Below are 4,472 nucleotides of genomic sequence, written 5' to 3' on the forward strand. Positions count from 1 at the left end.
TGTCTGGCACCCAAAGTCGAAAGGTAGTGAACAACTCAACGCGAAGCAAATAGAGATTAATGAAGATGAACAAAAGTTAGTCTTTACCGTTAGGCAAAAAACACAGTTCAAAGCATGGCGCTCACCCAAAAGCGTTAAGCGCAGAGGCTATTAAATTCAGGGCAGTAACCTTTACTTTGAGAGATAAAGCTTGTGAAGTCAAAATTTTGAATTAAAAGCCTATAAATATTTAGCTACCGAGTATTGGCAATGCTGGCGATAACGTGAGGGATGGTAATCAATAAGCTTTTTAGGTTTTCACACTTTCGCAGTAGAATTATTGCTTTTGTGCTGGTGATTTTTGTGCCAATACAATTAGCATTATTTATTGTTATTCGTGATGCCAATATAGCGACTGCAAGAGCTAATATTGATGAAGCTCTGCAAGTCACTGCCGATGTTTTTTTCAAATCATTAACGCAGCACCGCGATAGTTTGCTGGCAAAGGTAAGAGCTTTATCTTCTGATTACGCCTTTAAACCTGTTGCTAATACTAACGAGCACAAAACCGTATTATCCACCTTAATAAGTTATCAACAACGAGTAGAGGCAAGTGTAATGTTGCTACTTTCGATGGATGGCAACATTATTGCTGATACCAGCCACCCTAACTTAACCGCTCGACCCTTTTATTTACCTCAGTTAATTGAGCAAGCAAGCAATAGTGAATTTGGCGAAGCCGACTCTATTGCCTTTATTGATGAGCAACCCTATTTATTAGTGGTTGTGCCATTATTTTCACCCGAGCCCAGTCATTGGATTGTCATGGGTTTCTTAATCACCGACAGCTTCGCGGAAAACTTGCAGAAAACCACTAAATCACAGGTTTCAATACTCTATGGCAGTACCTTAAGGGACATTAATAATCAATGGCAGCAATTAGCATCAACATTACCGACTGAAACGCGGCTGTTATCTGAGCAAGCGTTAACAGAGCAAAGTTGGGGTTTTAAGAAAAACTTTGATTTGTTAATGGACCAACAACACTATATCTCTGTCGTTCTGCCTATCCAATATCAGCATGATGAATACTTTATTGCTTTGCTGCAGCGCTCTTTAGCACAAGCGCTGCTTCCCTATGACCAGTTACACTTTATTGTAGCCACAGGCTTTGCTATCGCCTTATTACTACTGATAGTGGGTGGTAATTTCATTGCCAGAAAAATAACTCAGCCGGTGACTGTTTTGGCACAAGGGGCAAAAAGGATTGAACAAGGCCACTATGATTTAACTATCGAGGTGAATCAAAAAGATGAGCTGGGTCAACTGGCAAAACGTTTTAATGCTATGGCTAAAGGCTTAGCAGAGCGAGCAAAAATACGCAGCTTGTTGGGGAAAGTTGTTTCACCAGCCATTGCGGAGCAGTTACTTAGTAAAGGCGTTGAACTAGGCGGGGAAGAGCGACAGGTAACTATATTGTTTAGTGATATCAGAAACTTTACCAGCTTATGTGAAACTCATGATGCCAAAGAAGTGCTGACCTTGTTAAACCAACTGCTAACTCGACTCAGTAAAATTATCGATAATCATCATGGCGTTATCGACAAGTATATTGGTGATGCGGTTATGGCGTTATTTGGCGTGCCCATAAATGATGATTTACAAGCACAAAACACCGTCCTTGCTGCGTTAGCAATGCAACAAGAGTTAGTACTCATTAACCTAGAGCTGGTAGAGCAAAAGTTTGCTGCAATCGGTTTAGGTATTGGTATCAATAGTGCCAATGTTATTGCTGGTAATATGGGCTCAGCCACTCGACTTAATTACACTGTTATTGGTGATGGCGTGAACTTGTCTTCTCGCCTAGAAGGGTTAACCAAATATTACGGTGTCGCTATTTTAGTGAGTCAGTCGACCAAGTCACAGTGTAAAGGCATTATATTTCAAGAAATAGATACGGTGAGAGTCAAAGGAAAGCAACAGGGCTTAACCATATATCAGCCTCTGGGATTATTAAGTGATTTTAGTCAAACAGAGCTGGCACAAATTCAACAATTTGAGCAAGTATTAAAGCATTATAAGCAGCAAAATTGGCAAAAATCCTTAGCGCTGCTAACTTCATTAATAGCACATTCGCCAGTTACTGTTTATCAACAAATTTATCTTGATCGACTAAGAGCCCAACAAGGGAAAGTTTTTGATGAAGGTTGGGATGGCATATTTACCCACAGTCAAAAATAAATAAGATAATCTGATTTTATCTTAACCTATTTTAGCAACTAGCAAGAAGCATAAAGCAAGCAGTCATTAGTATTAAAAATATGACTTTGACACTATGGCTTCAACATAAGGGACTTTAACTCGGGTACAGAGCTGATGAAATTATCCAGGGTAAAAATATCATCATTACTTATCGTTGTTTTTTTAATCACCTCCTACATTATTGCTCAACAAAGTTACTTTTTTAAAACGGCAGATTTTGCTATTTTCGATCGTCAATCACGATATTTAGCCGTTCAGTTAGCTGTTGATGAAGATATCGTCGTTATTGCTATTGATGATCACAGTTTAAAGCAAATGAATACTGTGGCAGGGCGCTGGGTATGGCCTAGAACAATACATGCACAAGTTATTGAAGCGCTACAGCCATTTGCTTTATCTGCTATAGTATTTGATGTTTTATTCGCCGAGCAGGATATTTATCGACCTGCTGCAGATACCTATTTTAATGAAGTATTGGCAAATTCAACTGGCATATATTTTGCGACCTTAGAGCAAAATCTAGTTGCTGGCGGTGGTGTCTTACTTAAAGAGCTGCCCAAGGAATTGGGTTTACTAAAAACACCTTTAGCGCATGAAAATGCCAAAGGAAGTTTCATCTTACCCTTGGCTATCAATCGACAGTATTGGCAGCTGGGCAGTATAAATTTTAATGCCAGTTTTGACGGTGTTGGACGCAGTTATGATGTCTATAGAAACCTTTCAGGCTGGCATTTTCCCTCTTTACCGGCAAAGTTAGTCAGTTCTCTGGCATTACCATTGCCGGAACGTCAGAACGTTTTATTACAATGGCGAGGGGCTGCGGAACAGCCATATTTCACCTTAAGTTATGTCGATATTTATCAAGCCATAGTTAACAATAATAAAGAATTTTTACAAAAATTGTCAGGCAAGATTGTTTTGATTGGTGCCACCGCATCAGGGTTATATGATGCGAGAGCAACCCCATTAAGCGACCAACTCCCCGGTGTTTATATGTTAGCAACTGCCATAGATAACCTTAAAAATGAACAATATTTAATACCGGTGAGTGATTTCAGCCAAGCCGTTATAGGTGTCATGGTGATTACCCTTACTTGCCTCGTGTTTATATTAGTCAGTGGCTATGTAAGGCAAGTTGGTTATACCTTGTTATTGATGGCCGTAATAAGCTTAATATTAACCAGCATTAGCACTGCGTTATTAAAGCAGCAACAGCTATTGTTTATTGGCGCTATATTGCTGGTTATGTTAGTTAGCTTCCTCATCTTTTCTTTTTTTTATGGCTACTTAGAATACCGACGACGCCAACAAGCCTTAGCCATGTTTGGCCGGTTCTTAGACCCGCAAGTCGTTTATAAACTTCTTGAGGAGGGCGCTTTATCACCTGAACAGCTAAATAAAAAACAAACACTGACAGTATTGTTTTCTGATATTAGAAATTTCACTCAATTGGCCGAAAATAGTGATGCTGAAGCCGTGGTTAAGCTACTCAATCAATATTTTAATCAACAGGTGGCTATTATTTTTCAACATCATGGCACCCTAGATAAGTTTATTGGAGATTGTGTAATGGCCTTCTGGGGCGCACCTATACAGCGTAAACCTGAACAAGATGCCGTGGCGGCTATTAATGCAGCACTAGCTATGGAGCAAGAGTTATTACGCTTTCGCCAAAGCCTACCAACAGACTTACAAAGCTTTGATATTGGTATTGGTATTCATACTGGGGAATGCATTGTTGGTATGATCGGCGCCGACTTACGGCTCGACTATACTGTTATTGGCGACACGGTAAACTTGGCAAGTCGAATTGAAGGACTGACTAAAAATAACGCTCGAATATTAGTTTCCGAACAAACTAAAAAGATTTCCAGTCATGCTTTTGATTTTAGTTACCAAGGTGAGCACCAAGTCAAAGGTAGGCAGGGCAAGGTTCATTTGTATCAACCTCAAAGGAGAGATAAGTAATGTCCAAAGTTCTTTGTGCTTACCTTGCAATAATAGCTACTAGCCCATTCATTATGGCAACTGTTCTTTTTGTCCTAACAAATTTTAATACCAGTTTTGCCTTTGCAGCAAATCCAGTCACACAAAAACCTAACAATGTTCGTGCGGGGCAGATGATAAAAAAAGTTAACTTGTTAATGCAACCTAGTTTCCAAAGTAATATTACCGGCTTTGTTGCCGCCAAAGAAAAGATTAATATTCAAAGTAGAAAAAGTGCTTGGTAC

The 4,472-nt window shown here is 39.5% G+C and carries 3 protein-coding genes; all 3 read left to right on the plus strand.

What is annotated here, in order from left to right; all coding sequences use genetic code 11:
• Window positions 1–342 precede the first annotated feature (342 nt).
• Complete coding sequence (locus HRT50_RS17965) at window positions 343–2,220, plus strand: adenylate/guanylate cyclase domain-containing protein (protein WP_291617048.1); 1,878 nt, start codon at window positions 343–345, stop codon at window positions 2,218–2,220.
• 135 nt (window positions 2,221–2,355) lie between these two features.
• Window positions 2,356–4,209, plus strand: coding sequence for a CHASE2 domain-containing protein (locus tag HRT50_RS17970; RefSeq protein ID WP_291617051.1), 1,854 nt, complete (start codon window positions 2,356–2,358; stop codon window positions 4,207–4,209).
• Window positions 4,209–4,472 (plus strand): hypothetical protein (locus HRT50_RS17975; RefSeq protein ID WP_291617052.1); only part of this gene is annotated, 264 nt, incomplete at its 3' end. The genes HRT50_RS17970 and HRT50_RS17975, both read left to right, overlap by 1 nt.

Origin of the sequence: Colwellia sp., assembly GCF_013215345.1 — a bacterium.
Taxonomy (GTDB): domain Bacteria; phylum Pseudomonadota; class Gammaproteobacteria; order Enterobacterales; family Alteromonadaceae; genus Colwellia.

Excerpts from the sequence above, each read along its gene's own strand:
- HRT50_RS17970 (WP_291617051.1), top strand. The coding sequence starts at position 2,356 with ATGAAATTATCCAGGGTAAAAATATCATCATTACTTATCGTTGTTTTT.